A 24903-nucleotide genomic window follows, 5' to 3' on the forward strand; every position below is an offset into this window, starting at 1 on the left:
AGTTCGCAAAGAGGTGAATATGCCCGTTGTCATGGATGCGGAGCGCATCTCGCGCGCGCTTACCCGCATCGCCCACGAAATCATCGAGCACAATCGCGGTCTGTCCAACCTTGCCCTGGTAGGCGTGCGCAGTCGTGGCGTACCCATCGCGCACCGCCTTGCCCGCGACATCCTCCAGATCACCAAGGAAGAGGTCGCCGTCGGCGCCCTCGACATCACGCTCTACCGCGACGACCTGATGGGCGCCTCGGTCGGCCTGGCGCCGCTTGTCCGCAAGACCGAGATTCCGTTTTCCATCGACGGCCGCACCATCGTGCTGGTGGACGACGTGCTTTACACCGGGCGCACGACGCGGGCCGCCCTCGATGCGCTGACCGACTTCGGCCGTCCCAAGTCGATTCAGCTGGTCGTTCTCGTCGACCGCGGACACCGCGAGCTGCCGATCAAGGCCGACTACGTCGGCAAGAACGTGCCGACCTCGCGCCAGGAAAGCGTGCAGGTCCGCCTCCTGGAACTCGACGGCGTGGACGAAGTGCTGCTGCAGGGGAAGGAGTAAGCCATGGACGTTGCCGCCACGCCGCCGCTCACGGCCCTTCGCCACAAGCACCTGCTCGGCATCGCCGACCTCAGCCCCGAGGAAATCGTCCTGGTGCTCGACACCGCCGACGCCATGAAGGAAGTGGGCCAGCGCACCATCAAGAAGGTGCCGACGCTCCGCGGCCGCACGGTGATCAACCTGTTCTTCGAGCCGAGCACGCGCACGCGGACCTCGTTCGAGATTGCCGAGAAGCGCCTCAGCGCCGACACGCTCAACGTCGCGATTGCCTCGTCCAGCGTGGTGAAGGGCGAGACGCTGGTCGATACGGCGATGAACCTCGAGGCGATGTCGCCCAGCATGATCGTGCTGCGGCACGCCTCGGCCGGCGCCTGTCACCTGCTGTCGCGCATCTGCAAGGCCTCGATCGTCAATGCCGGCGACGGGATGCACGAGCACCCGACGCAGGCGCTGCTGGATGCGTTCACGATTCGCGAGCGCAAGGGCCGGCTCGCGGGCCTGAAGGTGGCGATTGTCGGCGACCTGCTGCACAGCCGCGTGCTGCGCTCGAACGTGCTGCTGCTGACCAAGCTCGGCGCGGATGTGTGGGTGTGCGCACCGGCCACCCTGATTCCGCCCGGCTTGAAGCAAATGGGCGTGACGGTCACGACCAGGGTCGATGAGGCCGTGGAAGGCGCCGACGTGATCATGATGCTGCGCATCCAGCTCGAGCGCATGCAAGGCGGCTACTTCCCGTCGCTGCGCGAGTACTTCACCACCTTCGGCATGACCGAGGCCCGCGTCGCCCGCGCCAAGCCCGATGTGATCGTCATGCACCCCGGGCCGATCAATCGCGGTGTCGAGATCGCGTCGGAAGTCGCCGACGGGGCGTCGTCGGTCATCCTCGATCAGGTGGCCAACGGGGTGGCGGTGCGGATGGCCGTGCTCTACCTGCTGGCGGGTGGCGGGGACGGCGACACCGCCCGGGCGGATTGACACGCGCTTCGCGCCGCCCGTACGATGGTGACTTGCCGTCTGGTGTGTTCAGGTTGCAGTCATGATCCGGTGGTTTCGCGCGCGAGTGAGCACGGTGCTCAACGCGGTTCGACACCGGGCTCCCGTTCGCCGCGTCGCCACCGCGCAGTTGCCGACCGAGTTCGGCGAGTTCACCATTCACGTCTTCGAGAACGGGCTGGGCGGCGGCACGCACGTCGCCCTGGTGCGCGGCGACCTTGGCGACGGCGAGAACGTGCTGGCCCGCGTGCATTCGTCGTGCCTCACCGGCGACATCTTTCATTCCGCGCGCTGTGACTGCGGCGAACAGCTGCAAGCGGCGCTGCGGCGGATCGCCGACGAGGGCCGCGGCGTGCTGCTCTACCTCAACCAGGAAGGGCGCGGCATCGGGCTGGCGAACAAGATCCGCGCCTACGCCCTGCAGGAAGCCGGCTGCGACACGGTGGAGGCCAACGCGCGGCTCGGCTTCCCGGCCGACCTGCGCGACTACCGCGCCGCGATTCGCATGCTGCAGGACCTCGGCGTGCGCTCCACGCGGTTGATGAGCAACAACCCGCGCAAGCTGGCGGGCATCACCGGCGAAGGCCTGTCGGTCAGTGAGCGCCTGCCGATCGAGATTCTGGCCACCGCCTCGACCAAGCGCTACCTGAAGACCAAGAAAGACAAGCTGGGCCACCTGCTCTCGTCGGTGTAGCCAGTGCTGGCCGCCGCCGCCCTCTTCCTGCTGAATGCGTCGCTCACGTTCGGTAACGTGTGGCCCACTCCGAACATTCGTTGGGAGGCGGCGCTGTCGGTGGAGCTCGCCGTGTGCGTGCTGCTGCTGGCCGTCGCGCACCAACGGGCCGAACGCCTGGCGCGCCGGGTGCTGCCGACGCTGTGGGTGCTGATGGTCGCCGGTCACTACCTCGATGTGACCGCCCCTGGCCTGTACGGCCGCGACTTCAACGTCTATTGGGATTCCCGCCACCTGGGCAACGTCACCGCCATGCTCGCGCGCGTGGTGCCGGTGTGGCAGGTGGTGGCGGCCGTCGCGGGCCTGATTGTCGTGATTGCCGCCGTCTACTTCCTGGCACGCCTGGCGCTTCGGCATCTCGCCCTGGCGCTGCGGAATCGCCGCGCCCGGCTCGTGCTTGGCGCTGCGGCGGCGCTGGTGATCACCACCTTCGTAGCACAGCAGGTCACCTCGTTCGCACCCGTCCGGTTGTCGTTTGCGGATCCCGCGACCGGCGCATATTTCCGCCAGGCCCGGTACGTTGTCGCGATGGTGGGGACCGGAGGCACCTCGCCCGTGCTGAGCGACAGCCCCGACTTTGGCGCCGACCTCCGCGGCTTGGACGAAGCGGACGTCGTGCTGGTGTTCCTGGAGTCGTACGGCGCGGTCACGTTCGACAACCCGGCGTTCGCTGATGCGCTGGCGGCGAGCCGGCGCAACTTCGAAGCCGCGGTCGGCGCCGCGGGCCGCGAGTTGGTGTCGGCGTACGTCGAGTCGCCCACCTTCGGTGCTTCGTCGTGGCTCGCGCACCTCAGCCTGCTCTCGGGCGTGAAGGTCGCCGATCAGTACGAGTACACCTCGTTGATGGCGTCCACGCGCGACACCCTCGTGAAGGCGTTTGCGCGCGGCGGCTACCGCACCGTGGCGCTGATGCCCGGCATGCGGCAGCCCTGGCCCGAAGGCGCGTTCTATGGCTTCGATGTCATTTACGGACGCGACTTGTTGGCCTATGAGGGGCCCGAGTTCGGCTGGTGGGGCATTCCCGACCAGTTCGCGCTGGCCAGGCTCGATGCCCTCGAGCGCGGCACCGCGTCACGGGCGCCGCTGTTCGCGGTGTTTCCCACCAGCACCTCGCACGCGCCGTTCGGGCCGGTGCCGCCGTACCTGCCCGAGTGGTCGCGCACGCTGCAGAGGGATGCCTACCGTCCCGCCGACATCGCGAGCGCCGGCGCGCCGGACCTCACCGACCTGGCGCCGAGCTACCTGCGCGCCATCGCCTACGGCTACGACACCCTGGCCGGCTACATTCGCGCGCACGCCGGCGAGAACCTGGTGATGGTCGTGATCGGCGATCACCAGCCGCCCGCCGCCGTGAGCGGGCGCGCCGCGACGCATGACGTGCCGGTCCACGTGATTACCAGTCGTGACGAAGTGCTGCGCCGCCTGCGCGCGAAGGGGTTCAGCCCGGGGCTCGCGCCTGCGCGTCCGGGCGCCGGCGAGATGCACGCTCTCGTGCCGATGTTGCTGGAGGCCTTCGGCGCGCGCGAGTAAACACGAGTGCCTAAGAGCGCGTGAACGTCCAGGCCAGAATGCGGCTCTTCTTCTGACCATGCACCATCTCGAGGGTCCGGACGTCCAGGGCCTTCACCTCCTCCAGCGATTGGAACAGGCGCGGAAGATGCGCGCTCTTCGAGACCAGGGTGGTGAACCATCGGCACAGCCGGGGCCGCTCGGCGCTTTCCGCGATCATACGGCGCACGAACGCCAATTCGCCGCCGTCGCACCAGAGTTCGCCCGCCTGGCCGCCAAAATTCAAGACGGTTGCCGCGGCTTTCTCGTGGCCCAGGTTGCGACCCTTTCGGCGGGTACCCTCGGCAGCGGCAGCGGCCGAGGCATGAAACGGCGGATTGCACATCGACAGGTCGAATGTCTCACCCGCCTTGGCCACGCCGTTGAAACACGCGAGCGGTGATTTCTGTAACCGGCACTCGATCAGATCGGTTACCGCCGGATTAGCTGCCACCAGTTTTCTTGCCCATTGCAGCGCCACTGGATCGATCTCCGAGCCGACGAAACGCCAGCCGTACTCGCGCGCCCCGATCAGCGGGTAGATGCAATTGGCTCCCATCCCGATGTCGAGGACGAGGATGGGCTTACGACGCGCCGGGGCGTCTCCAATCCCTGGCAGGTCGGCGAGATGATGAAGATAGTCACTGCGCCCAGGAATCGGCGGACACAGGTAGCCTGACGGCACGTCCCAAGTGTCGATTCCGTAAGCGTGCTTGAGCAGCGCCTGGTTGAGCGCCTTCACTGCCTCCGGGTTGGCGTAGTCGATGGATGCATCCCGGTACGCGTTTGGCGCGACGAACGCGGCCAATCGCGGGCTGCATGCGATCAGCCGTGGGAAGTCGTACCCGGTCCGAAACCGGTTGCGCGGATGCAGTTGTTCCTTGACCGACCGCCTGATCATCGCCTCGTCCTGACCAATTCGATATCATCTTAGTGTGACCACGCTGGTCCAGGCGGAACGACCCAACGACCACGACCGCCTGCGCTCGCGGCTTTCCGAGCTCGAACACCTTCACACCGAACGTCGCGGCCACGTCGCCCGGACCCGGGCGGACCTGGCCGCATTCAAAATCAGATATCGTCACGAGGTCGGCCTGCTACACGACGAACTCGACCGGTTGGAGCTCGCGCTGGCCGAAGCCGAACTGGGCGAGTTGTCGAAGCGATTAGCGGCCGCCGGCGGACCGGACGCCGCGCCCGCCCCCGCGCGGCCAGAGCCGCAGCCGCGATACACGACAGACGCCGTCCGCAAGCTGTTTCGCGATGTCGCGAAGGCGATTCATCCCGACCTCGCCCGCGACCAGGTCACTCGCGACCGGCGTCACTCGCTGATGATCGAAGCCAACCTGGCCTACGCCCTGGGCGACGAGGAACAGCTGCGCGGCATCCTGCAGGCGTGGGAGCGAAGTCCAGAAGCGATCCAGGGGACCGGCCCGGAGGCGAGCCGATTGCGGCTAGTTCGCCGCATCGCGCAGATCGAGGAACAGTTGGAGATGCTGGCCAGCGATCAGGCGGCCCTGCAGGATTCGCCGATGTGGCAGTTGAAGGCAATGGTGGACGAAGAGGCCGCCAAGGGGAAGGACCTGGTGAAAGACATGATCAGGCGGCTGAAGCGCGACATCCTGGTCGCCACCAATCGCCTGGACGCGTTGCAGCCGCCCGTGTGACGAACGGCCGCGGGCCGCCAACGCAGGCAGCACGGGTCCGACCACGCGATGAGATTCGACTCCGTGCCTAGGCGATGCCTTCTCTGTATCTCGGCACCAATCACGCTCCCTCACCCCGCCACAACCGCCTCACATCAATCCCAAACGACCACACGAGCGCCGCCAGGGTCATCGCCGCGATGACGTCACTGGTGGGAGCCGGAACGACGCGGGCGAGGGCCATGCTCAGGCCGGCGAATTGTCCAACGGCGACACTCTTGCCGCGAAAGGTTGGCCGCAACGGGCCGGCCAGCCACGGCAGCGCCCACCCGGCGGCGACGAACGCGTAGCGCATCAACCCACACGCCAGCACCCACGCCCCGGCCTTCTCGTGTCGCCACACGAAGATCGCCAGCACCAGGATTAGCAGGCTATCGACCTCGACGTCGAACCGGGCGCCGAAGGCGCTGACCAGGCCGGTCCGCCGCGCCAGCCAGCCATCGAGGCCGTCCAGCGCCGCCAGGCACGCGGTAGTGCCGACCACCCACCACGCGATGGCCGCCGTTGGCGGCTCCACGCTCAGGGCCGCCGCCAGTGCGACCATCGCGGCGCGAAGCATCGTTACGTAATTGGCCGGTCCGAATCGCGCGAACGGGTGATACGCAGCGACGGTGGCCACCGCGACCGCCATCATCACGGCGAAAACCGTCGCCGCCTTCCATGGATACCCGGCCGATGCCTGCAGCCACGGTCCGATCACAAAGGAGACGACGACCACGCCGGCAGCGCCGACGCCGCTCGCGAGCAGGACCCGAATGCGAAGAGGCAAGGGCGGCATTGTAACTGGGACAGAATGGGACCAGAGATCTGGTGATTTGGAGATCTGGTGATTTGAGGATTTGGGATCCGGGATTTGGTGACCTGGGGATTTGGGGATTTGGTGATTTGGGAGCGCGAGCGGCAATGAGTGGAGACGCACAAGCGTTCTGGGTGGCTGAGCCCGGCCGCGGTGAGATCAGAGCGGAAGCACTGCGTGCCCCCGGCGGTGACGAGGTCGTGGTGCGTGCGCTGTACAGCGGCATCAGCCGCGGCACCGAGACGCTCGTCTTCGGCGGCCGCGTCCCCCAGAGCGAGTGGACCCGGATGCGTGCGCCGTTCCAGGTGGGCGAGTTTCCCGCTCCAGTGAAGTACGGCTACTCAGCGTCAGGCGTCGTCGAACAGGGTCCCGCGGAGCTGACGGGCCGCCATGTGTTCGTGCTGCATCCGCACCAGACGCGCTTCGTAGTGCCCGCGGCCGCCGTGCACGTTCTGCCGGACGAGGTGCCGCCGTCACGGGCCGTGCTGGCCGCGAACCTCGAGACCGCGCTCAACGGCATCTGGGACGCCCGCCCACACGTTGGTGATCGCATCACGGTGATCGGCGCCGGCACGGTCGGCCTGCTCACGGCGTGGCTGGCCAATCGCCTCCCGGAGTGCGTGGTCGAATTGGTGGACATCAACCCTCGACGCGCGGCAGTGGCGCGCGCGCTGGGTGTGCCCTTCACCACACCCGAAGCGGCCGCGGGTGATGCAGACGTCGTCATCCACGCCAGCGGATCCCCTTCCGGGCTCGCGCTGGCGCTGAACGTCGCTGGGCTCGAAGCGATCATTGTCGAGATGAGCTGGTTCGGCGATCAAGTCGTGACATTGCCTCTGGGAGGCGCGTTTCACTCGAAACGCCTGACCCTGGCCTCGTCGCAGGTAGGCCGCATTGCCCCGGCCCAGCGCGCGAGGTGGGACCATCGCCGCCGAATGCAACTGGTGCTGGGCATGCTTCGCGATCCGGCGCTGGATGCCGTGATCACGGGGGAGAGTCCGTTCGACATGTTGCCGGAGGTGATGGCCGGCCTGGTGAGCGCGCCGGGCGACGCGTTGTGCCATCGCATCCGGTATTGACCATTCGCGACGACAGAAGGAGAGCTCGATGTACTACGTAACCGTGCGCGACCACATCATGATCGCGCATAGCTTCAGGGGCGACGTGTTCGGTCCCGCCCAGCGCCTGCACGGCGCCACCTACGTCGTTGACGCCGAGTTCCGTCGCCCCGATCTTGACGCCGACGGCATTGTCATCGACATTGGCCGGGCCGGCGATGCGCTGAAGAAGGTGCTGGCCGATCTGAACTTCCGCAACCTGGATGACGTGCCGGAGTTCAAGGGACGGAACACCACCACCGAGTTCATCGCGCGCGTCGTGTTCGATCGCCTGGTGGCGGCAATCCGGCGCGGCGACCTCGGGCCAGGCGCCGGCGCCGTCGAGAGTCTGCGCGTGACGTTGCAGGAATCACACGTCGCGTCGGCGTCCTACGAAGGTGGCGTGGGCGCCGCCGCCGATTGATCACAGCCGCAGATTAGGCAGGTTCAGGTGAGGCCACCAGCGGCGTTCGTCGTGCCAGGCTCAATCGCCACGCGGACCGGCGGCTCGATCTACGACCGGCGGATGGCCGATGGCTTGCGCCGGCGCGGCTGGGATATCAGCGTCGTGGAGCTCGAGGCCAGCTTTCCGAAACCGACCGCAGCCGCGGTCAGTGGCGCCGCCGATGCGCTCGCGTCGCTGGCCGCCGGTACGTTGGTGATCATGGATGGCCTCGCACTCAGCGCGCTGCCCGATCTCATCGAACGCGAAGCCGCGCGCCTGCGCATCGTCGCACTCGTGCACCTTCCCCTTGCCGCCGACGTGAGCTTCGATCCCGACAGCCGCGCGCGCTTCGCGGCGGCGGAGCACCGCGCGCTCGTTGCTTCAGCGCTGGTCGTGGTCACCGGCACGGCGACGCTCGACCTGCTGGAGCGATACTCGCTTCCGCGCGGCCGGGTGGTCGTCGTCGAACCCGGCACCGACCCGGCGCCCTTGAGCCGCGGCTCCGGCGGCCCTGCGGTGCGCCTGCTCTGCGTGGCGACGATCAACTCTGGGAAGGGTCACGACGTCCTGCTCTCGGCGCTGGCAGCCGTTCCGAATCGCGATTGGCACCTGGCCTGCGCCGGCAGCCTCACGCGCGATCGCGCCGCCGCCGACCGCGTTCGCGGCCTCGTGCGTCAACTGGAACTCGAGGACCGCGTCACTCTTGCTGGTGAACTGGATGCGGCGGCCCTCGCGGCCTGCTACGACCACGCGGATGTCTTCGTGCTGGCGACACGGCGTGAAACCTACGGAATGGCGGTGGCCGAGGCGCTGGCTCATGGACTGCCGGTGGTGAGCACCACCACCGGAGCGATTCCCGATCTCGTTGGCCACGACGCCGGCCTCCTCGTGCCGCCGGGAGATGTGGACGCCCTTGCCGAGGCGCTGTCGCGCGTCATCGTCGACGCCGGCCTTCGTGCGCACCTTGCCGCCGGCGCTCGGCAGGTTCGCGATCGGTTACCGGGTTGGGAACAAGCGGCCGCCCGGATGGACGCGGCCCTCAAGGGACTCGATGCCCATGACTGATTCCCTCGCCGACTGGCTGCGGCTGCGCGAGGCCGCCGATTGGGAAGCGCGGTCGCCGCGGCTCGTCCAGCAGGTCGTTGATGAAACGGCCCAGACGGCGCCCCATAAAGGGGCGCCCTACAACGTGCTGGACCTCGCCACTGGCACGGGGTCCAACCTTCGTTATCTGGCCGAGCGCCTGCCCGGCCACCAGCGTTGGCTGGTCGTTGACCGAAACCCGGACCTGCTCGCGCTCGTGACCGATCGCACCGCGTCCTGGGCCGCGGCGCGCGGCTATGCGTTCCACTCGCACGCGACCGGTCTGCGCGTCAGCCACGGGTCGCTGGACTGCGAGATCGAAACGCTGCAGCGGGACCTGCGAGAGCTGGACGATGCGGGGTTGTTCGCGGGGCGGCACCTGGTCACCGCATCGGCACTGCTGGATCTCGTGTCGGAGTCGTGGCTGCGGTCGCTCGCCGCGCAATGCCGAGATGTGGGCGCGGCCGCACTGTTCGCCCTCACCTATAACGGCGAGTCGTCTTGTTGGCCGGCGGAGCCCGACGACGACCTGGTTCGGGAGTTGTTGAACCGGCACCAGCACACCGACAAGGGACTGGGCGGCATTGCCGCTGGTCCAGACGCGGTGGCGTGCGCCGAGCGCTGCTTCGCCGCGATCGGATACCAGGTCCGCACCGAGCCCACCGATTGGAACCTGGGGCCGGTCCAGGATGACATGCAGCGCTACCTCGTCGGCGACTGGGCACGTGCCGCCGGCGAGTTGGCGCCGGACCTGCTGCCGCGCATCACCAATTGGCGCGATCGCCGGCTGGCGCACATTCAGGCCGGGCAATCACGCATCGTCGTGCGCCATCACGACCTGGCGGCGTGGCCGGCGACACGGCCATGAGCTCGCAGCCGGCGCCCCGTTTCGGCCTGGCCCAGGTCCGCGACTACTACGATCGTCACACTGCGGCGTTTGTCTCGCACGGACAGGGCGGGGGTGCCGGCGCGATCCATCGCGCGGTGTGGGGGCCGGGTGTCAGCAATCGCGCCCAGGCGTTTCACTACGTCGAGGATCGGATCGCGGAACTCATTCACAGCCTGCCCGCTGTTGCCGGGCGTCCACTTCACATCGTCGATCTCGGCTGCGGCGTCGCCGGCAGTGCGTGCTACCTGGCAGCGCGCCTGCCTGTGCGCGTGACCGGCATCACGCTCAGTCCCGTGCAGGCCCGGCTCGCCCAGACCCGCATCCACGAGGCCGGTCTGTCGGATCGTGTGGTCTGTCTCGAGGGCGACTTCAACGCACTGCCGCCCGAACTGGGCACGGCGGATCTGGCGTACGCCATTGAGTCGTTCGTGCATGGCCCGGCGCCCGATCGTTTCTTCGAGCAGTGCCGGCGGCTGGTCCGACCTGGCGGCGCGCTCGTCGTCTGCGACGACTTCCGCCGGCCCACCGCGGATCCCAGGGCCGCTCGCGCCATCGATCGCTTTTGCCGAGGCTGGCATGTCAACGCACTGCCGAATCGGGAGGCGCTGCAGGCGCTGGCGCGAAACCACGGCTTCGAGCACGACGCCACCGTCGATCTGTCGCCGTACCTCGAGCTTCGCCGTGGGCGCGACCGCGTGCTCGACGTTCTATTGCCGCTGCTCAGGCTGCTGCCGTTGAGCGCCGGTCGCTACGACTACTTGGCCGGCGGAAGCGCGCTGCAGGAGTGCCTTGAGAAAGGGTGGCTGGGCTACGATCTCGTCACTTTCAGAAGTGAGAAGTGAGAAGTTGGAAGTGAGAAGTACGAAACGCTAGATCACGCGCGTGATGACGGGTTCGCTGTCGGTGGCGTGACCGGTGTTGGTCTGGGAATCCAGCTCGCAATCGAACAGCACGTCGCCGCCCATCCGGAACACGCGGTAGCCGGGGCGCAGGCAGTCGCGCAGGCGGGCCTGCGGCGCCAGCCGGATGGCGGGGCGGCCGTCGCCGATCAACACCGGCGCGATGGCAATCTGCAGTCGATTCAGCAGGTTCGCTTCCAGAAACGCCGACACCGTGACGCCGCCGCCTTCGACGAACACGCGGGCGCAGCCGCGCGCGCGCAGCAACTGCAACACCTCCGACACGCCGCCGGGCCCATCGCCGATGCCGACGGCAGTGGCGTCGCCCACCAGGCCCTCCCCTGGCGCCAAGCGTGATTGCTCACAGATATACAGCGTGGGGGCCGCCCCGTCGGTGAAGAGCCGGAAGGTGGGCGCCAGCCGGCGGCCCGGGTCGAAGATCACGCGCAGCGGATGTGGTCCCGTCACGTGACGGGTCGTCAACTGTGGATCGTCGGCAGCCACGGTGCCGGCGCCGACGACGACCGCGTCGCACAAGGCGCGCATGCGATGCAAATGAAGAATGTTGCCGCCGCCGGTGACGAACTGCGAATCGCCCGAATGGGTGGCGATGAAGCCGTCGAGACTCTGGCCGAGGTGGCCGATGGTCATCGGTCGGGCCGGCGTCGCGCTGCAGATGGGGAGGTAGAGATCGAGCAGGTGTGACCCCACGCTGTCGGCCGGCAGGCGCGAGTGCCATCCGGTGCCGGGTCGCCACTCGAGCACGGCGTCGTCAGCGTCACCGGCCAGCGGCTGCAGCGTCGCGCAGGCATCCAGCGCGAACGACCGCGCGCGACCGTCACGCTCCATGGCGCCGGCCATGGCGCTCGCGGCCAGCAGCAGGTGCCAGACGGCGTCGGCGGCCACAGCCGGTGGCGAAGAAATGCTCTCTGGCGACACCTCCCATCACTATGCCATACTCACCAGCGTCTCTTTAACGCGGGCCCGCGAGTCCGAGAAGAGGTGTCCATGACCACATTCCTGCCACTCGGGCGGCGCATGCCGCAGATGCTCCCAACACACTCATGAAACGCTTGCTCAAGGGCGGCCGCGTCGTCGACCCGGCCAACGGACGCGACGGCATCTTCGATGTGCTGATCGACGGCGATCGCATTGCCGAGGTAGGTCAGGATCTGAAGGCCGACGGCGCCGAGGTGATCCAGATTCCGGCCGGCCTCGTGGTGTGCCCCGGCCTCATCGACATGCACGTGCACCTGCGTGAGCCCGGGCAGGAACACAAAGAGACAGTGGCGACCGGCGTGGCCTCGGCGGTGGCCGGCGGATTCACCGCCGTGGCGTGCATGCCGAACACCAAGCCGGTGAACGACAACGCCGGTGTCACCAAGCTCATTCTGCAGAAGGCGGCGGAAGCGAACCTGGCGCGTGTGTATCCGATCGGCGCCGTCTCTCGCGGGCAGAAGGGCGAAGAGCTCGCCGACATCGCGGAGCTAAGAGACGCCGGCTGTGTCGCCGTCACCGACGATGGCTTGCCGGTGGCAACGGCGCTCCTGGCCAGGCGCGCGCTCGAGTACACCAGCATGTTCGACATGCCGGTGATCGAGCACTGCGAAGACCAGACGCTCAAGGGCGACGGCGTGGCTCACGAGGGCCCGGTGGCGGCTTCGCTCGGCCTGCGCGGCATTCCCGGTGTGGCCGAGGCCATCACCGCGGGCCGCGACATCCTGCTCGCCGAGATGACCGGCGGCCATATTCACATCGCGCACATGAGCGCGTGGACCACCATCGAAGCAGTCCGCCAGGGCAAGAGCCGCGGCGTCAAGGTCACTTGCGAGGTGTGCCCGCACCACTTCACACTGACCGACGACATGCTGGCGGCGCCGGTGGCCTACGACACCAACACCAAGATGAACCCGCCGCTGCGCGAGGCCCGCGACCGCGACGCGATGATCGCCGGCATCGTTGACGGCACGGTGGACGTGATTTCGACCGACCACGCGCCGCATCACTACGACGAGAAGAACGTGGAGTTCGACCGCGCCCCGTTCGGCATTGTCGGCCTCGAGACGGCCGTGCCGATCACGCTGGACCGGCTGGTGCACACCGGCCTGATCTCGCTGTCGCGCATGGTCGAGTTGATGTCGGTGAATCCGGCGAAGATTCTTCACGTGCCCGGCGGCTCGCTGTCGGTGGGGGCGCCCGCCGACATCACCATCCTGGCCCTCGACCTGCCGGTCACGGTGGACAAGACCAAGCTCGTGAGCAAGTCGAAGAACACGCCGTTTGACGGCTGGTCCTTCAAGGGTGGTGTGGCCGCGACCATCGTCGGTGGCCGCACCGTCTATGCCAACCCAGCGGTGAAACTGACATAAATGACCAGCAACGCGCGACACGACGAGGTGAGGGCCCGGGCGCTGGAAGACATGCGCCGCTTCGAAGTGGTGATGGAAGGCCACTTCGACTACGGCAACGGCTTCCACGGCAGGCTCTACCTGAACCCGCACCAGCTGTTCCAGTGGCCATCGACGATCTGGCGCGTGGCCCAGGATCTGATCGACGTGATGCCCGTGGACTTCGTGGAAACCGCCGAGGTCGTCGCCGGGCCGGCGACGGGCGGCGCCCTGCTCGCGCACACGGTGGCCGGATTGCTCGACGGCCGCCGCACCATGACGCATCCGCCCTACTCGTTCGCCCCGTTCGGCGACCAGGAAGGCGCGCCGAGCCTGAGCCCGTTCTATGCGCGGCGCATGCGCGGCAAGCGCGTGCTGATTGTGGACGACGTGCGGAATACGGGAACCACGTTCCGCAAGTGCGCCGACCTGGTGGCCGAAGCCGGCGGCATCGTCATCGGCACCATGCAGATCGTGGATCGCTGCGAGGCGTGCGTGAGCCTGGATGTGCCGAACGTGGCGCTGGTCGAATACAAGGCGCCGCCGAATCATCCCGCGGCGTCGTGTCCACTGTGCGCCGCGAAGGTGCCGATTACGAGTTTTTAATCCGGCTAAAGCCGGATGCTACATTCCATGTGGCGTCCGCCTTTAGGCGGACCGATGCCTCGCAGCCAGCAGCTTCTTGATGCGCGCGGCGGCGCGTGCCCTCACCGCGACGGGCGGACGCTTGTTCCCCTCGGCGCGGCACGCGGCTATCGTCTTCCGCAACCGACCGGCCAGCGTTCCGCAACATCCGCATTCGGTGATATGACGCTCGATGGTCTTGCGCCGCGCGGGCGTCAGGTCTCCATCCAGGAACTGCGACACCTCCAGCAGCAGGGAGCGGCAGCGGGCAGACGGGCGTTTGGGCGTGGTCACTTCGCCTGCTCCCCCAACTCCGCCTGGAGTTGCACACGGGCACGGTGCAGGCGAGTCTTCACGTTGTCCTCTGAAATCCCCATTACCTCCGCTACCTCTCGAGTCGACAGCCCCTCCATCTCCCGCATGAACACAATCGCGCGGTAGGGAGCGGGCAGACGGCGCAACGCCTTCCGCAAGCGACGACGAAGGCCGGCATTGTCGGCCAGTTGCTCCGGGTTCTTGCCCGGGTGCGGCGGATCGATGCCGATCGGGTGGTCGGGGCCCGGCAACATCTCGTCCAGCGACTGCAGCCGTCGCGGTTCGTCCACTTTCTTCCGCCTCCCCATCAGGCACGCGTTGCGCACGGTGCGATACAGCCATGGGCGGAAGGCCTCCGGTTCCTTGATGCGGCCAACGTAGCGATACGTCTTGATCAGGGCTTCCTGCATCGCGTCTTCGGCGTCGTCGGCATGTCCGCATACCGAGGTGCTGAACCGCCACGCCACCTCTTGAGCCCGCATCAGCAGCCGTTCGAGGGCCGCTTCGTCGCCGCTGGCAGCCGCGGTGACCAGTCCGGCATATTCGTCCGTCGCCGGGTCCACCGCGCCCGTATGCAAGGGATTCAGCCGCTGCTTTTTGGTGACACTCCTGCCGCCAACTGCCTTTGTCACCTTTTTCGTGGTCATGAATCTTGTCAGGGAGATGATACGACGCCTCTCGACCGTACTCCTGGTGGCCGGGCTTGGGCTGGCTGCGCCCGCCGCGGCCCAAACCCCATCCCCGCTTACGCTTACGCAGGCCATCGCCCGGGCGCGCGCCCAGAATCCCGAGGCTGGGTCGGCAGCCGCCGCCGAGCGGGAAGCCGCGGAGCGCCTGATCCAGGCTCGCGCGGGCTACTTCCCGAAGGTGGATTTCACCGAATCGTGGCAACGCGGCAACCTGCCGGTCTTTGTGTTTGGGTCGCTGCTGGCTCAACGGCAGTTCACCGCCGCCGATTTCGCGCTCGCCGCCCTCAATCACCCGGATGCCGTGAACAACTTCCGCGCCGGCCTCACGGTCGAGCAGTCGCTGTTTGACGGCGCCACCAGGGCCAACGTGCGGGCTGCCGGCATTGGCCGCGACCTGACTGCCGCCGGGCGGCTGCTGGTGGACCAACGCCTGTCGCAATCCGTCACCGACGCCTATGGCCGCGTGCTGATGGCCACCGCAACTGTCCGGTCGGTCGCCGCCGCCGTCGAGACCGCGCGCGCGGATCGCGAGCTGGCGGGCAACCGGCGTGATGCGGGCCTGGTCACCGACGCGGATGTGCTGCAACTCGATGTGTATATGGCCCGGACCCTCGAACAGCAGGTGCAGGCCACTGCCGAAGAGCGAATCGCGCGGGCCCGGCTCAACCAGTTGATTGGCGAGCCGCTGGGCACCGTCTTCATGCTCGAGCCGGTTGTGCCCACGGCCGCTGGCGTCGCCGCCGATTCGGCGACGCTCGAAGCCGAGGCCGTGAAGAACCGTCCGGAGGTCACGCTGGCGACCCTGCAGGAGCAACTCGCGCGTGCCGCCGTCACGGCCGCCCGCGCCAGCTTCCTGCCCCAGGTTTCGGCGCAGGGCGGCTGGGAGCTCAACGGCGGCGGCTGGAACTCGCGCGCCTCGAGTTGGGTGGTTGGCGCCGTTGCGAGGATCAACCTGTTCCACGGCTTCGCCGATCAGTCGCGGCTCGCCGAAGCGCGCGAGCAGGCGACGCGGCGCGGCCTCGAGCGGGGACAGGCGGAGACCGCGGCACGGCTGGATGTGCAGATCGCGCTGGCCCGTCTCGATGCCGCCCGCGCCAGTGAAGCCGTGGGCCGCGCCGCCGCCGACCAGGCGCGCGAAAGCCGGCGCATCATCCGCGACCGCTATGAAAGCGGACTGACCGATGCCGCCTCGCTGCTGCGCGCGGCGGAAGCCGTGCAGGGTGCCGAAACTCAACAAATCGCGGCGCAGGTGAACGTGCTCACCGCAACCGCCGCGCTTGAACGCGCAATGGGAAAGCGATGACCGACATGATTTCGAGACGACACACCCTTATGACAGGCGCCGCTGTTGCGCTGCTCAGCCTCGGGCTGGCGGCATGCTCCGCGCCAACCGACAAGGCGCCTGCCGACGCGGCCGCGCCGATTGCGGTGACGGTCGCACCGGTCACGATGGCGGAAATCGCTGAGGCCATCGAGGCCGGCGGCGTCGTGCAGGCGCGGACGACCGCCACGTTGACGGCGCGCATCCTGGCGCCCGTCCGCGAGGTCCGCGTGTCACCTGGTGACCGCGTGCGCAGCGGACAAGTGCTGATCGTGCTCGATGGGCGCGACCTCTCGGCCGGCGCTCGCGGCGCCCGGGCCGCCGCACTTGCGGCCGGCCAGGGCTCCACGGCCGCCGCCGCCGAACGGCAGTCGGCCGAAGCAGGCCTGGTCCTCGCCCGTGCCACTCACGCGCGGATTGCCGGCCTCCACGCCAAGCGCTCGGCCACCGCGCAGGAACTGGACGACGCGACCGCGTCGTTGCGAGCGGCCGAAGCCCGTGCCGCCGGAGCCGCCGCGAGGGCCCAGCAAGCCGAGTCGGCCATCGAGGGCGCGAGTGCCGCCAGCGAGGCGGCGACCACGACGGAGTCGTTTGCCGTCATCACCGCGCCGTTCGACGGCGTCGTAACCGAGAAACTGGTCGAGACCGGCAACATGGCGTCGCCCGGCGCGCCGCTCCTCCGAATTGAAGACACGCGCGGCTTCCGACTGGAAGTGCGCGTAGACGAGTCGCGCGTCGGCCAGATTCAACCCGGCGCCACGGTGCCGGTCGCGCTCGATTCGGGTGTTGGCGGCGCCACCACCACGGTCAGCGGCACGGTCACGGAGATCAGCCGCGCCGTGGACGCCGACACCCGCGCGTTCCTCGTCAAGGTGTCGCTGCCGGACTCGTCCGGCCTGCGATCGGGACTGTTCGGGCGGGCGAGGTTCGCAGGGACGACGCGAAAGGCCCTGACCGTGCCGGCAGACGCCATCGTCAAGCGCGGCCAGGTGACCTCGGTATTCGTCGTCGACAACGGCGTGGCGCGATCCCGGCTCGTGGACCTCAGGGGCAACGAAGTGCTGGCCGGCCTCTCCGAGAAAGAGTCGGTGATCGTGGCTCCGGCCCCGGGGGTTACTGACGGCCGCCGCGTCAGCGTGGGAGGGCGGTAATGGCGCGGACTTACGGCGCGGCCGGCCAGATGGCGGCGGCGTTCATTCACTCGAAACTGACACCGCTCTTCATTCTCGCGTCGATGGCCCTCGGCACGCTGGCGGTGGTGGCCCTTCCGCGCGAGGAAGAGCCGCAGATCATCGTGCCGATGGTCGATGTCTTCGTGCAGATGCCGGGCGCCACGCCCGCCGACATCGAACAGCGCGTGACGCGGCCGATGGAGCAACTGCTGTGGGAAGTGCCCGGTGTGGAATACGTCTACTCGACCTCGAGCCCGGGCCAGTCGATGGTGGTCGTGCGCTTCAAGGTGGGTGAGGCTGAGGAAGCGGCGCTGGTCCGCCTCAACCAGAAGCTGGCGGCGAACGCCGACCGCATCCCGCCCGGAGTCATTGGACCCATCGTCAAGCCGCGGTCGATCGACGACGTGCCGATCCTGGCGGTCACGGTGTGGTCGGAGCGCTACGGCGATGACCAGCTGCGGTCGCTGGCCGCGCAACTGCGCGACGCCATCGCCGAGGTCACCGACGTATCGGAGGTGATGCTCATCGGCGGACGGCCCCGCCAGGTGCGCGTGGACATCGACCCGGCGCGGCTCTCGGCCTACGGGCTGGATCCCCTCGCCGTGCAGCAGGCCATCGGGCGCACGAACGCGCTCGGCACCGCGTCGGGTCCGGTCGCCGCCGGCCAGATGACCGGCGTTGAGGCCGGCAGCCGCCTGCGCACCGCCGATGCCGTGCGCAACACGGTGGTGACCGCCGCCGGCGGACGACCCGTGCTCGTGCGGGACGTCGCCGACGTCGTTGATGGCGACGCCGAGCCCTCGTCGTACGTCACCTTCCAGTCGGGCGAGTCCGGCGCTCACCCCGCGGTGACGATCTCCGTCGCCAAGCGCAAGGGCACCAACGCCATCGATGTTGCCCATCACGTCACGCAGAAGCTCGACACCCTGAAGGGATCGCTGGTGCCGTCGGACGTGCACCTCACCGTCACGCGCGACTACGGCGAGACCGCCGCCGAAAAGAGCAACGAACTGCTGTGGCACATGCTGCTCGCCGTGCTCTCGGTGTCGGCGCTGATCTGGCTGGTCCTGGGCCGCCGCGAAGCCGCGGTGGTACTCATCGCGATTCCGGTCACGCTCGCGCTGACGCTGTTCATGTTCTTTCTCTACGGCTACACGCTGAACCGCATCACGCTGTTCGCGCTGATCTTCTCGATCGGCATCCTCGTGGACGACGCCATCGTGGTGGTCGAGAACATCGTGCGGCACGCGCGGATGAGCACCGGGGAGTCGGGCGGGCTGGCGGCGATCGCCCTCCGCGCCGTCGACGAAGTGGGCAATCCCACCATCCTGGCCACGCTCGCCGTGGTCGCGGCGATCCTGCCGATGGCGTTCGTCGGCGGCCTCATGGGGCCCTACATGCGGCCGATCCCGATCGGCGCTTCGGCGGCGATGCTGTTCTCGCTCGTCGTTGCGTTCGTGGTCACGCCCTGGGCGGCCGTGCGGCTCCTCAAGCCGGAGACGCACCACGACCATGGCGAGGAAGACCTGTTGACGCGGCTCTACCGCCGGGTCATGGGGCCGCTGATTGCCAGTGCGCGGATGCGCGCGATCTTCCTGGCTGGCGTGGCGGCGCTGCTGCTCGCGGCCGTCGCCTTCGTCCCGCTCAAGCTGGTGACGGTGAAGATGCTGCCGTTCGACAACAAGAGCGAGTTCCAGGTGATGGTGGACATGCCGGAAGGCACCGCGCTCGAGACGACGGCGCAAGTGGCGTCGGCGCTGGCCACGGCCACGCTGGAAGACCCCGCTGTCGTCAACGTGCAGCACTACGTCGGCGCCTCGGCGCCGTACAATTTCAACGGCCTCGTGCGTCACTACTTCATGCGGCGCGCGCCGCACCTGGCCGACCTGCAGGTGAACCTGGTCGGGAAAGGCGAGCGCAGCGAGCAGAGCCACGACGTGGCGAGGCGCGTGCGCGAACGCCTGCTGCCAGTTGCCAGACAGTTCGGGGCCACGATCCAGGTCGCCGAAGTGCCGCCGGGCCCGCCGGTGCTGCAGACGCTGGTCGCCGAGGTCTACGGGCCGGACCCGGTGCGGCGCACGGCGGTGGCCGCGCAGGTGAAAGCGATCTTCGAGCAGACCCCTGGTGTCGTCGATACCGACTGGTACGTGGAGGAGCCGCACTCGAAGGTCCAGCTGGCGGTTGACGGGGAAAAGGCCGCCGCGGCGGGCCTGTCGGCGGCGGCGGTGGCCGCGGTGGTGCGCATGGCCGGATCGGGAGAGTCCGCGGGCCTGCTCCACGACGACCAGTCACGCGAGGACGTGCCCATCGTGGTGCGCCTGCCGCGGGCCGATCGCAGCCTCGAGGCGATTCAATCCATCCGGCTGAGCGGCACGAGGCCGGTCGCCGTGGGCGAACTGACCACGGCCGTGCGCACGCCGGAAGATGCCAGCCTGTATCACAAGAACCTGCAGGCGGTGACCTACGTGACCGGCGACCTGGCCGGAGAGAACGAGAGCCCGGTCTACGCCATCCTCCAGATGAACGAGGCGCTCGCGCGCCTGGAGCTGCCCGAAGGCTACGGGCTCGACGTCTTCAACGCCACGCAGCCGTTCGACACCTCGAAGTACGCGATGAAATGGGACGGCGAGTGGCACATCACCATCGAGGTGTTCCGCGACCTCGGCCTGGCCTTCGCCGCCGTGCTGCTGCTGATTTACGTGCTGGTGGTCGGCTGGTTCCAGTCGTTCAAGACACCGCTCCTGATCATGGCGGCGATCCCGTTCTCGCTGGTCGGCATCCTGCCGGCGCACGCGGCGATGGGCGCGTTCTTCACCGCCACGTCGATGATCGGCTTCATCGCCGGCGCCGGCATCGTCGTCCGCAACTCGATCATCCTGGTGGACTTCATCGAGCTGCGCCTGCGCGACGGCCTGCCCCTCGAGCAGGCGGTGGTGGACGCCGGCGCGGTCCGGTTCCGGCCGATGGCGCTCACCGCGGCCGCGGTCATCGTCGGCGCGGGCGTCATCCTGTTCGATCCGATCTTCCAGGGCCTCGCCATCTCGTTGATGGCGGGCGAAGTGGCCTCGCTCCTGCTGTCGCGCATGGCGGTGCCGGTCCTGTATTACATGGCGGCGCGCCGCGAGCACGCCGCGCCCATTGCGATGACCCAGCCGTTGGAGACCCTGTCATGAGCACACGAGGCAACGTCGCCTGGAAGTTCCCGCCGAAGGTGGTGCTGGTCGCCGTGGACTTCGGCGACGCGTCGGCCCGCGCGGCCGCCCTGGCGGGGGCGGTGGCGACGGCATTCGGCGCCCGGCTCAGCGCGATTCACGCCGAGCGGTTCGACCCGCCGCCGTACTTCACGCTCGAACAGATCACGAGGCTGGAAGCCGAGCGGCGCCTGTCGGAGACCGCGGCCGCCAGTCACCTCGCCCAGTTCGTGGCGGCGGCGACGCCGTGGCCGGTGGAGGCACGCATCGCCGACGAGCCGCCGGTTGACGCCATCCTGCACGCCGCCGCGTCAGCCGACCTGATTGTCGTCGGGACCCATGGCCGCAGCGGGCCAGGCCGCTGGTGGCTGGGATCGGTGGCCGAGCGCATCGTGCGCGGCGCCGCGGTGCCCGTGCTGGTGACCCGCGCCGGTGGCGCGGCGGCCCCGGTGGGCTTCGACCGAATTGTGCTGGTCGGCGAAGGCATCGAGCCGGCCTCCGACGGGCTGCTGGTGGCCCAGGGACTGGCCGACGCCTTCAAGGGCCGCGTCATTCCCGGCGGATCGGTCACGCGCTGCCAGCCCGATGTCATGGAGGGCGCGTCGCTCGTCGTCATGGAGATGGGGAGCAGTCACGCGGCGTGGTCGATCACCGACCCGGTGGCGAAAGTGCTCGGCGCCTGCGAGCGACCGGTGCTGTTCGTGCCGCCGCACCAGCAACCGGCAACGAAGAACTAAGATGGACGGAGAGCGATATGAACGTTGAACAAATGCTGAGGATGATTGCCGGTGGCTTCGTGGCCGCGAGCGTGCTGCTCGGGATCTACGTCAACCAGAACTTCCTGTGGTTCACGCTGTTTGTGGGACTGAACCTGTTCCAGTCGGCGTTTACGCAGTGGTGCCCGATGATGGCGATCTTGCGGAAGGCCGGCGTGCGCGGATGATCAACGCCCTGATCTTCCTCGTCGTGTGGGTGGCCCTGCAGTGGTGGGTGCTGCCGCGTCTCGGCGTGCCGACGTGAGCGGTTCCTCACCCGCGCGGGTCGCGGGAAGGTGAGCCGGGACCGCCCAAGGACGGCTGCTAGGCACGGTTGGTCATTCGGGCGACTCCCTGTACGCTGAGGACGCCCGGATGCCCGCTCCCGCCAAACCCGATCTTCGCTCCTCGTTGGAAGCACTCTACGCCGGCTACAACGTCGAGCGTGCCGTGGCCGATCCGGTTTGGATCATCCACCGATACCACCAACCCCACGACCGGGAAGTAGTGGGCTTCATCGCCGCGGCGCTGGCATTCGGCCGCGTCCAAAGCGTGCTCAACTCCATCGAGGGCATGCTGCAGGTGATGGGGCCGTCGCCGGCGGCGTTCGTGCGCGCGTTCGATCCCGCTCGCGATCGAAAGCAGTTCGACCACCTGGTGCACCGGTGGACGAAGGGCGCCGACATGGCGGCGCTGGTCTGGGTGATGCACCAGATGATTCGCGAGGCCGGGTCGCTCGAGGGGTTCTTCGCTGCCGGCCTGGCAGCCGGCGCGGTCGACGTCGGCGACGCGCTGCAGTCGTTCTCGACGCGTGCCCTGGCGCTGAATCAGACGGCAGTCTACGGTCGTTCGAAGCCCCAGCCCGGTGTCGCCTATTTCTTCTCCCGTCCCTCGTCCGGCGGCGCCTGCAAGCGGCTGAACCTCTTCCTGCGCTGGATGGCGCGGAAGGATCAGGTGGACCTCGGCGTGTGGTCGCGCGTGCAGCCCGGCCAGCTGATTGTCCCGCTCGACACGCACGTGATTCGCGTGGGGCAGTGTCTGCGCCTGACGAAGCTCAAGAGCCCGGGTTGGCGAATGGCGGCCGACATCACCAAGTCGCTGCGCGGGCTCGATCCGATCGATCCCGTGAAGTTCGACTTCTCGATCTGCCACCTGGGCATGATGAATGCGTGCGGGTTCGGCAAGAAGCAGGGCGATTCACAGTGTCCACTTAAAGGATGTTGTCGTCCGTAACTGACTGTTAAACATCGTCTTGACATGGCATCTGTGCAATGTGCATATTGAGATATGGCCACCAAGACGATCTCGTTGAAAGTAGAGGCATATAACCGGCTCAGCGCCGCCCGCCGCTATCGCGACGAGTCGTTTAGCGAGGTGGTGATGCGAGCGACCTGGCCCGAGGACACCATTACCGGCAGGGCCCTGCTCGACCTGTTGGGCGCCCGGCGGGTCCACTTGCGTGCCGACGAGTTGGACCGTATCGATGAACTGAATCAGCGTGATGTACCGCCCGAGGACAAATGGGCCGGGCGCTGATCCTCGAGAGCACCTTTCTAATCGATCTCGAGCGCGCGCATCATCGCGGCGTCCCCGGCCCAGCGGTGGCCTTCCTCGAGCAGAACCACGACGCGCGTCTCTATCTTCCGTTTGTCGTGGCTGGCGAGATAGCTTCAGGTATTTCCATGCGGGACCGCGCGCGATGGGAAGCCTTTCTAGCTCCTTTCTACGTGCTGCCGCCAACGCCGGAGGTGAGCTGGCAGTTCGGCCGCGCCTATCGCCACCTCCGCGACAACGGCAACCTGATCGGCGCGAACGACCTCTGGATCGCCGCGACCGGACTCGCCTACGAGATGCCGGTCGTGACGAGAAACGTCGAGCACTTTCGCAGAGTGCCAGGGCTCGAAGTCGAGAGTTACTGAGTCGGTTCGACCCGACTAGCTCCTGAAATCCGGCCGCAGATTCCACAGATTTCGCCGATTCAGAAACGGCAACCGCAGTCCGCAGACGCGTGCCCCAGCTGCAACGGCCCGCGTCGGCCTCCGGCCGACCGGCGGTCCGGCGAGGCCCGGAGGTGAGTCCGTGAGTGACTTGTGATGACTCACCTCCGGGTCTCGCCGGGCCTCCGTGTGGCGCCGGCGCAGCCGGCGCAGCGGGCCGTTCGCCTCTGCGTCATCGGCGTCATCTGCGGCTGACTTTCTGACAGGCACGTTCGGCCCGTGGAATAATTCCTGCCATCGTCCAAACACCCGATGTGCTCGTGCTCGGCGGCGGACCGGCGGGTTCGAGCGCCGCGCGGTTGCTCTCCACGTGGGGGCACTCGGTCCGCCTGATCACGCGGCCGGCTGGGGAATCGCGCCTCGCGGTCTCCATCCCCCCAAGCTGCCACAAGCTCTTCGATGCCATCGGCGTCGGCGACGCCATCGAGCGCGCGGGGTTCGTGCGTTCGACCGGCAACACCGTGTGGTGGGGCCGCCCGGAGCCGCGTGTCGAGACGTTCGCAGACGGCGCGCGCGGCTGGCAGGCGAGTATGCACGTCCTCGAGCGCGTGCTGCTCGAACAGGCCGCCGCGGCCGGCGTCGCGATCGAACACCGTGCGATCGGCGCAGGCGACCTGGAGCCGCAGCTCGCCCGCTTCGTGATCGACGGCACCGGTCGATCGGGCGTCCTCGCGCGCCTGAACAGCGTCCGCGTCTATGACGATGGCCCGCGCACGGTCGCCCTTGCCGCCTCGTGGACGCGCGACGGCGACTGGCCGGTTCCAGACGACACGCACACGCTCATTGAATCCTATGAGTCCGGCTGGGCGTGGTCGGTGCCTACTTCTCCCGGCACCCGTCACATTGCCGTGATGGTGGACCCGCAGCGGTCCGGCCTCGTCCGCGATGCGCCGGCCCGAGAGGTATACCTGGCGGAGATCGCCAAGACATCGGCGTTCAGGGATCTGGCGAGCGCAGCCTCGTGCATCGACGGCCCGTGGGGCTGGGACGCGTCGGGCTATCGTGCCGTTCAGTACGCCGGCGACCATTGGCTCCTCGCCGGCGACGCCGGCTCGTTCATCGATCCCCTGTCATCCGCCGGCGTCAAGAAGGCGCTGGCGTCCGGCTGGCTGGCGGCGGTCGCCGTTCACACCAGCCTGACGCGGCCGGCGATGCGCGCGCACTCGCTCGGCTTCTTCTCCGGTCGGGAACAGGAAATCGAAGGTCACTACTCAAGGATGAGCAGGCTGTTCCTGGCGGAGGCGGCGCCGACGCATCCGCATGCGTTCTGGCGCGATCGATCGGATTCGCCGGAGGCTGCCACGCACGTCGACACCGCTGCCGTGCGCGAGGCGTTCGAACGGCTCAGGTCGGCCACCAGCATCCACTTGAGCCTGGGCGAGGCGCGAATCGAGCCGCACCCGGCCGTTCGCGGCCATGAAATCGTCCTCGAGCCCGCCATCGTCTGCGACGATGGCCCGATTCGGTTCGTCCGCGGCGTGGATGTCGTGGCGCTGCGGGACCTGGGGCCACGGTTCGCTCAAGTCCCGGACCTGTTCGACGAGTACTGCCGGACGATCGGTCCGGTGGCGCTGCACGACTTCTTGTTCGCGCTGGCCACCGCGGTTGCGCGACGCTGGTTTGTGTCACAATGAGCGCCAAATTCACGGACTTGGTGATCTCGTGATTTGGTGATCTGGCGATTTGCCCACAAAGAGGCCCGACGTG

General features: G+C 68.0%; 26 protein-coding genes. 21 read left to right on the plus strand and 5 right to left on the minus strand.

Annotation, left to right across the window (positions count from 1 at the left end; all coding sequences use genetic code 11):
* The first annotated feature begins 19 nt into the window (after nucleotides 1–19).
* From pyrR to WC815_20970, 4 genes are all read left to right on the plus strand, one after another.
* Nucleotides 20–556, plus strand: a complete 537-nt coding sequence (gene pyrR, locus WC815_20955; GenBank protein MFA5911251.1) for a bifunctional pyr operon transcriptional regulator/uracil phosphoribosyltransferase PyrR — start codon at nucleotides 20–22, stop codon at nucleotides 554–556.
* A gap of 3 nt (nucleotides 557–559) precedes the next feature.
* Nucleotides 560–1531 carry an aspartate carbamoyltransferase catalytic subunit gene (locus tag WC815_20960; GenBank protein MFA5911252.1) on the plus strand — a complete coding sequence of 324 codons (972 nt, stop codon included), beginning with the start codon at nucleotides 560–562 and terminating at the stop codon, nucleotides 1529–1531.
* 61 nt (nucleotides 1532–1592) lie between these two features.
* Nucleotides 1593–2243, plus strand: a complete 651-nt coding sequence (ribA, locus tag WC815_20965; GenBank protein ID MFA5911253.1) for a GTP cyclohydrolase II — start codon at nucleotides 1593–1595, stop codon at nucleotides 2241–2243.
* A 3-nt stretch (nucleotides 2244–2246) separates the two neighbouring features.
* A complete protein-coding gene (locus tag WC815_20970) occupies nucleotides 2247–3812 on the plus strand; it encodes a sulfatase-like hydrolase/transferase (GenBank protein MFA5911254.1) in 1566 nt (521 codons plus the stop codon).
* Nucleotides 3813–3822: 10 nt separating this feature from the next.
* Here the strand turns inward: WC815_20970 and rlmF are convergent, their stop codons facing one another.
* Nucleotides 3823–4731, minus strand: a complete 909-nt coding sequence (gene rlmF, locus WC815_20975) for a 23S rRNA (adenine(1618)-N(6))-methyltransferase RlmF (protein ID MFA5911255.1) — start codon at nucleotides 4729–4731, stop codon at nucleotides 3823–3825.
* Between the two features lie 34 nt (nucleotides 4732–4765).
* Here rlmF and WC815_20980 point away from each other — a divergent pair, with 34 nt between their 5' ends.
* Nucleotides 4766–5497, plus strand: a complete 732-nt coding sequence (locus WC815_20980; protein MFA5911256.1) for a hypothetical protein — start codon at nucleotides 4766–4768, stop codon at nucleotides 5495–5497.
* A 100-nt stretch (nucleotides 5498–5597) separates the two neighbouring features.
* On the opposite strand, the gene WC815_20985 is transcribed toward WC815_20980, so the two are convergent.
* Nucleotides 5598–6305 (minus strand): CDP-alcohol phosphatidyltransferase family protein, encoded by a 708-nt coding sequence (locus WC815_20985; GenBank protein ID MFA5911257.1) that lies wholly within the window; start codon nucleotides 6303–6305, stop codon nucleotides 5598–5600.
* Between the two features lie 134 nt (nucleotides 6306–6439).
* Here WC815_20985 and WC815_20990 point away from each other — a divergent pair, with 134 nt between their 5' ends.
* Genes WC815_20990 through WC815_21010 form a run of 5 tightly spaced genes read left to right on the plus strand, consistent with a single transcriptional unit; the run spans nucleotide 6440 to nucleotide 10688 of the window.
* Nucleotides 6440–7411: a zinc-binding alcohol dehydrogenase gene (locus WC815_20990; protein ID MFA5911258.1), complete on the plus strand. Its 972-nt coding sequence runs from the start codon at nucleotides 6440–6442 to the stop codon at nucleotides 7409–7411.
* Nucleotides 7412–7439: 28 nt separating this feature from the next.
* A complete protein-coding gene (locus WC815_20995) occupies nucleotides 7440–7853 on the plus strand; it encodes a 6-carboxytetrahydropterin synthase (GenBank protein ID MFA5911259.1) in 414 nt (137 codons plus the stop codon).
* 27 nt (nucleotides 7854–7880) lie between these two features.
* A complete protein-coding gene (locus tag WC815_21000) occupies nucleotides 7881–8939 on the plus strand; it encodes a glycosyltransferase family 4 protein (GenBank protein ID MFA5911260.1) in 1059 nt (352 codons plus the stop codon).
* Complete coding sequence (locus tag WC815_21005) at nucleotides 8932–9825, plus strand: class I SAM-dependent methyltransferase (GenBank protein MFA5911261.1); 894 nt, start codon at nucleotides 8932–8934, stop codon at nucleotides 9823–9825. Before WC815_21000 ends, WC815_21005 begins: the two co-directional genes overlap by 8 nt.
* Complete coding sequence (locus WC815_21010; GenBank protein MFA5911262.1) at nucleotides 9804–10688, plus strand: class I SAM-dependent methyltransferase; 885 nt, start codon at nucleotides 9804–9806, stop codon at nucleotides 10686–10688. Before WC815_21005 ends, WC815_21010 begins: the two co-directional genes overlap by 22 nt.
* Nucleotides 10689–10715: 27 nt before the next feature.
* Here WC815_21010 and WC815_21015 read toward each other — a convergent pair whose 3' ends face one another.
* The gene (locus tag WC815_21015; protein MFA5911263.1) at nucleotides 10716–11684 is read right to left on the minus strand and encodes a RibD family protein; all 969 of its coding nucleotides are present in this window, start codon (nucleotides 11682–11684) and stop codon (nucleotides 10716–10718) included.
* A 125-nt stretch (nucleotides 11685–11809) separates the two neighbouring features.
* Between WC815_21015 and WC815_21020 the strand changes: the two genes are divergently transcribed.
* Together WC815_21020 and WC815_21025 are read left to right on the plus strand one after the other, a co-directional pair.
* A complete protein-coding gene (locus WC815_21020; protein MFA5911264.1) occupies nucleotides 11810–13114 on the plus strand; it encodes a dihydroorotase in 1305 nt (434 codons plus the stop codon).
* A complete protein-coding gene (locus WC815_21025; GenBank protein MFA5911265.1) occupies nucleotides 13115–13738 on the plus strand; it encodes a phosphoribosyltransferase family protein in 624 nt (207 codons plus the stop codon).
* 42 nt (nucleotides 13739–13780) lie between these two features.
* On the opposite strand, the gene WC815_21030 is transcribed toward WC815_21025, so the two are convergent.
* A complete protein-coding gene (locus WC815_21030) occupies nucleotides 13781–14050 on the minus strand; it encodes a zf-HC2 domain-containing protein (protein ID MFA5911266.1) in 270 nt (89 codons plus the stop codon).
* Complete coding sequence (locus tag WC815_21035; protein ID MFA5911267.1) at nucleotides 14047–14718, minus strand: RNA polymerase sigma factor; 672 nt, start codon at nucleotides 14716–14718, stop codon at nucleotides 14047–14049. The genes WC815_21030 and WC815_21035 overlap by 4 nt, the downstream gene beginning before the upstream one ends.
* Before the next feature lie 16 nt (nucleotides 14719–14734).
* Here WC815_21035 and WC815_21040 point away from each other — a divergent pair, with 16 nt between their 5' ends.
* The 9 genes from WC815_21040 (at nucleotide 14735) to WC815_21080 (ending at nucleotide 24830) form a co-directional block, all read left to right on the plus strand.
* Nucleotides 14735–16063 carry a TolC family protein gene (locus tag WC815_21040; protein MFA5911268.1) on the plus strand — a complete coding sequence of 443 codons (1329 nt, stop codon included), beginning with the start codon at nucleotides 14735–14737 and terminating at the stop codon, nucleotides 16061–16063.
* A 29-nt stretch (nucleotides 16064–16092) separates the two neighbouring features.
* Entirely contained in the window at nucleotides 16093–17232 is a 1140-nt protein-coding gene (locus WC815_21045; protein MFA5911269.1) for an efflux RND transporter periplasmic adaptor subunit, read from the plus strand.
* Entirely contained in the window at nucleotides 17232–20426 is a 3195-nt protein-coding gene (locus WC815_21050) for an efflux RND transporter permease subunit (protein MFA5911270.1), read from the plus strand. Before WC815_21045 ends, WC815_21050 begins: the two co-directional genes overlap by 1 nt.
* The gene (locus WC815_21055) at nucleotides 20423–21181 is read left to right on the plus strand and encodes a universal stress protein (protein ID MFA5911271.1); all 759 of its coding nucleotides are present in this window, start codon (nucleotides 20423–20425) and stop codon (nucleotides 21179–21181) included. The genes WC815_21050 and WC815_21055 overlap by 4 nt, the downstream gene beginning before the upstream one ends.
* A gap of 17 nt (nucleotides 21182–21198) precedes the next feature.
* Nucleotides 21199–21387 (plus strand): DUF2892 domain-containing protein, encoded by a 189-nt coding sequence (locus tag WC815_21060; GenBank protein MFA5911272.1) that lies wholly within the window; start codon nucleotides 21199–21201, stop codon nucleotides 21385–21387.
* Nucleotides 21388–21610: 223 nt separating this feature from the next.
* Complete coding sequence (locus WC815_21065) at nucleotides 21611–22432, plus strand: TIGR02757 family protein (GenBank protein MFA5911273.1); 822 nt, start codon at nucleotides 21611–21613, stop codon at nucleotides 22430–22432.
* A 54-nt stretch (nucleotides 22433–22486) separates the two neighbouring features.
* A complete protein-coding gene (locus WC815_21070; protein ID MFA5911274.1) occupies nucleotides 22487–22735 on the plus strand; it encodes an antitoxin VapB family protein in 249 nt (82 codons plus the stop codon).
* Nucleotides 22720–23118 (plus strand): type II toxin-antitoxin system VapC family toxin, encoded by a 399-nt coding sequence (locus WC815_21075; GenBank protein MFA5911275.1) that lies wholly within the window; start codon nucleotides 22720–22722, stop codon nucleotides 23116–23118. Before WC815_21070 ends, WC815_21075 begins: the two co-directional genes overlap by 16 nt.
* Nucleotides 23119–23450: 332 nt before the next feature.
* Nucleotides 23451–24830, plus strand: a complete 1380-nt coding sequence (locus WC815_21080) for an FAD-dependent monooxygenase (protein MFA5911276.1) — start codon at nucleotides 23451–23453, stop codon at nucleotides 24828–24830.
* Nucleotides 24831–24903: the final 73 nt, after the last annotated feature.

The organism is Vicinamibacterales bacterium (assembly GCA_041659285.1).
GTDB lineage: Bacteria > Acidobacteriota > Vicinamibacteria > Vicinamibacterales > UBA2999 > 12-FULL-67-14b.

Excerpts from the sequence above, each read along its gene's own strand:
- WC815_21005 (MFA5911261.1), top strand. The coding sequence starts at position 8,932 with ATGACTGATTCCCTCGCCGACTGGCTGCGGCTGCGCGAGGCCGCCGAT.
- WC815_20990 (MFA5911258.1), top strand. The coding sequence starts at position 6,440 with ATGAGTGGAGACGCACAAGCGTTCTGGGTGGCTGAGCCCGGCCGCGGT.
- WC815_20995 (MFA5911259.1), top strand. The coding sequence starts at position 7,440 with ATGTACTACGTAACCGTGCGCGACCACATCATGATCGCGCATAGCTTC.
- pyrR (MFA5911251.1), top strand. The coding sequence starts at position 20 with ATGCCCGTTGTCATGGATGCGGAGCGCATCTCGCGCGCGCTTACCCGC.
- WC815_21070 (MFA5911274.1), top strand. The coding sequence starts at position 22,487 with ATGGCCACCAAGACGATCTCGTTGAAAGTAGAGGCATATAACCGGCTC.
- WC815_21020 (MFA5911264.1), top strand. The coding sequence starts at position 11,810 with ATGAAACGCTTGCTCAAGGGCGGCCGCGTCGTCGACCCGGCCAACGGA.
- WC815_21025 (MFA5911265.1), top strand. The coding sequence starts at position 13,115 with ATGACCAGCAACGCGCGACACGACGAGGTGAGGGCCCGGGCGCTGGAA.
- rlmF (MFA5911255.1), bottom strand. The coding sequence starts at position 4,731 with ATGATCAGGCGGTCGGTCAAGGAACAACTGCATCCGCGCAACCGGTTT.
- WC815_21075 (MFA5911275.1), top strand. The coding sequence starts at position 22,720 with ATGGGCCGGGCGCTGATCCTCGAGAGCACCTTTCTAATCGATCTCGAG.
- WC815_21050 (MFA5911270.1), top strand. The coding sequence starts at position 17,232 with ATGGCGCGGACTTACGGCGCGGCCGGCCAGATGGCGGCGGCGTTCATT.
- WC815_21060 (MFA5911272.1), top strand. The coding sequence starts at position 21,199 with ATGAACGTTGAACAAATGCTGAGGATGATTGCCGGTGGCTTCGTGGCC.
- WC815_20960 (MFA5911252.1), top strand. The coding sequence starts at position 560 with ATGGACGTTGCCGCCACGCCGCCGCTCACGGCCCTTCGCCACAAGCAC.
- WC815_21035 (MFA5911267.1), bottom strand. The coding sequence starts at position 14,718 with ATGACCACGAAAAAGGTGACAAAGGCAGTTGGCGGCAGGAGTGTCACC.
- WC815_21045 (MFA5911269.1), top strand. The coding sequence starts at position 16,093 with ATGACAGGCGCCGCTGTTGCGCTGCTCAGCCTCGGGCTGGCGGCATGC.
- WC815_21055 (MFA5911271.1), top strand. The coding sequence starts at position 20,423 with ATGAGCACACGAGGCAACGTCGCCTGGAAGTTCCCGCCGAAGGTGGTG.
- ribA (MFA5911253.1), top strand. The coding sequence starts at position 1,593 with ATGATCCGGTGGTTTCGCGCGCGAGTGAGCACGGTGCTCAACGCGGTT.
- WC815_21040 (MFA5911268.1), top strand. The coding sequence starts at position 14,735 with ATGATACGACGCCTCTCGACCGTACTCCTGGTGGCCGGGCTTGGGCTG.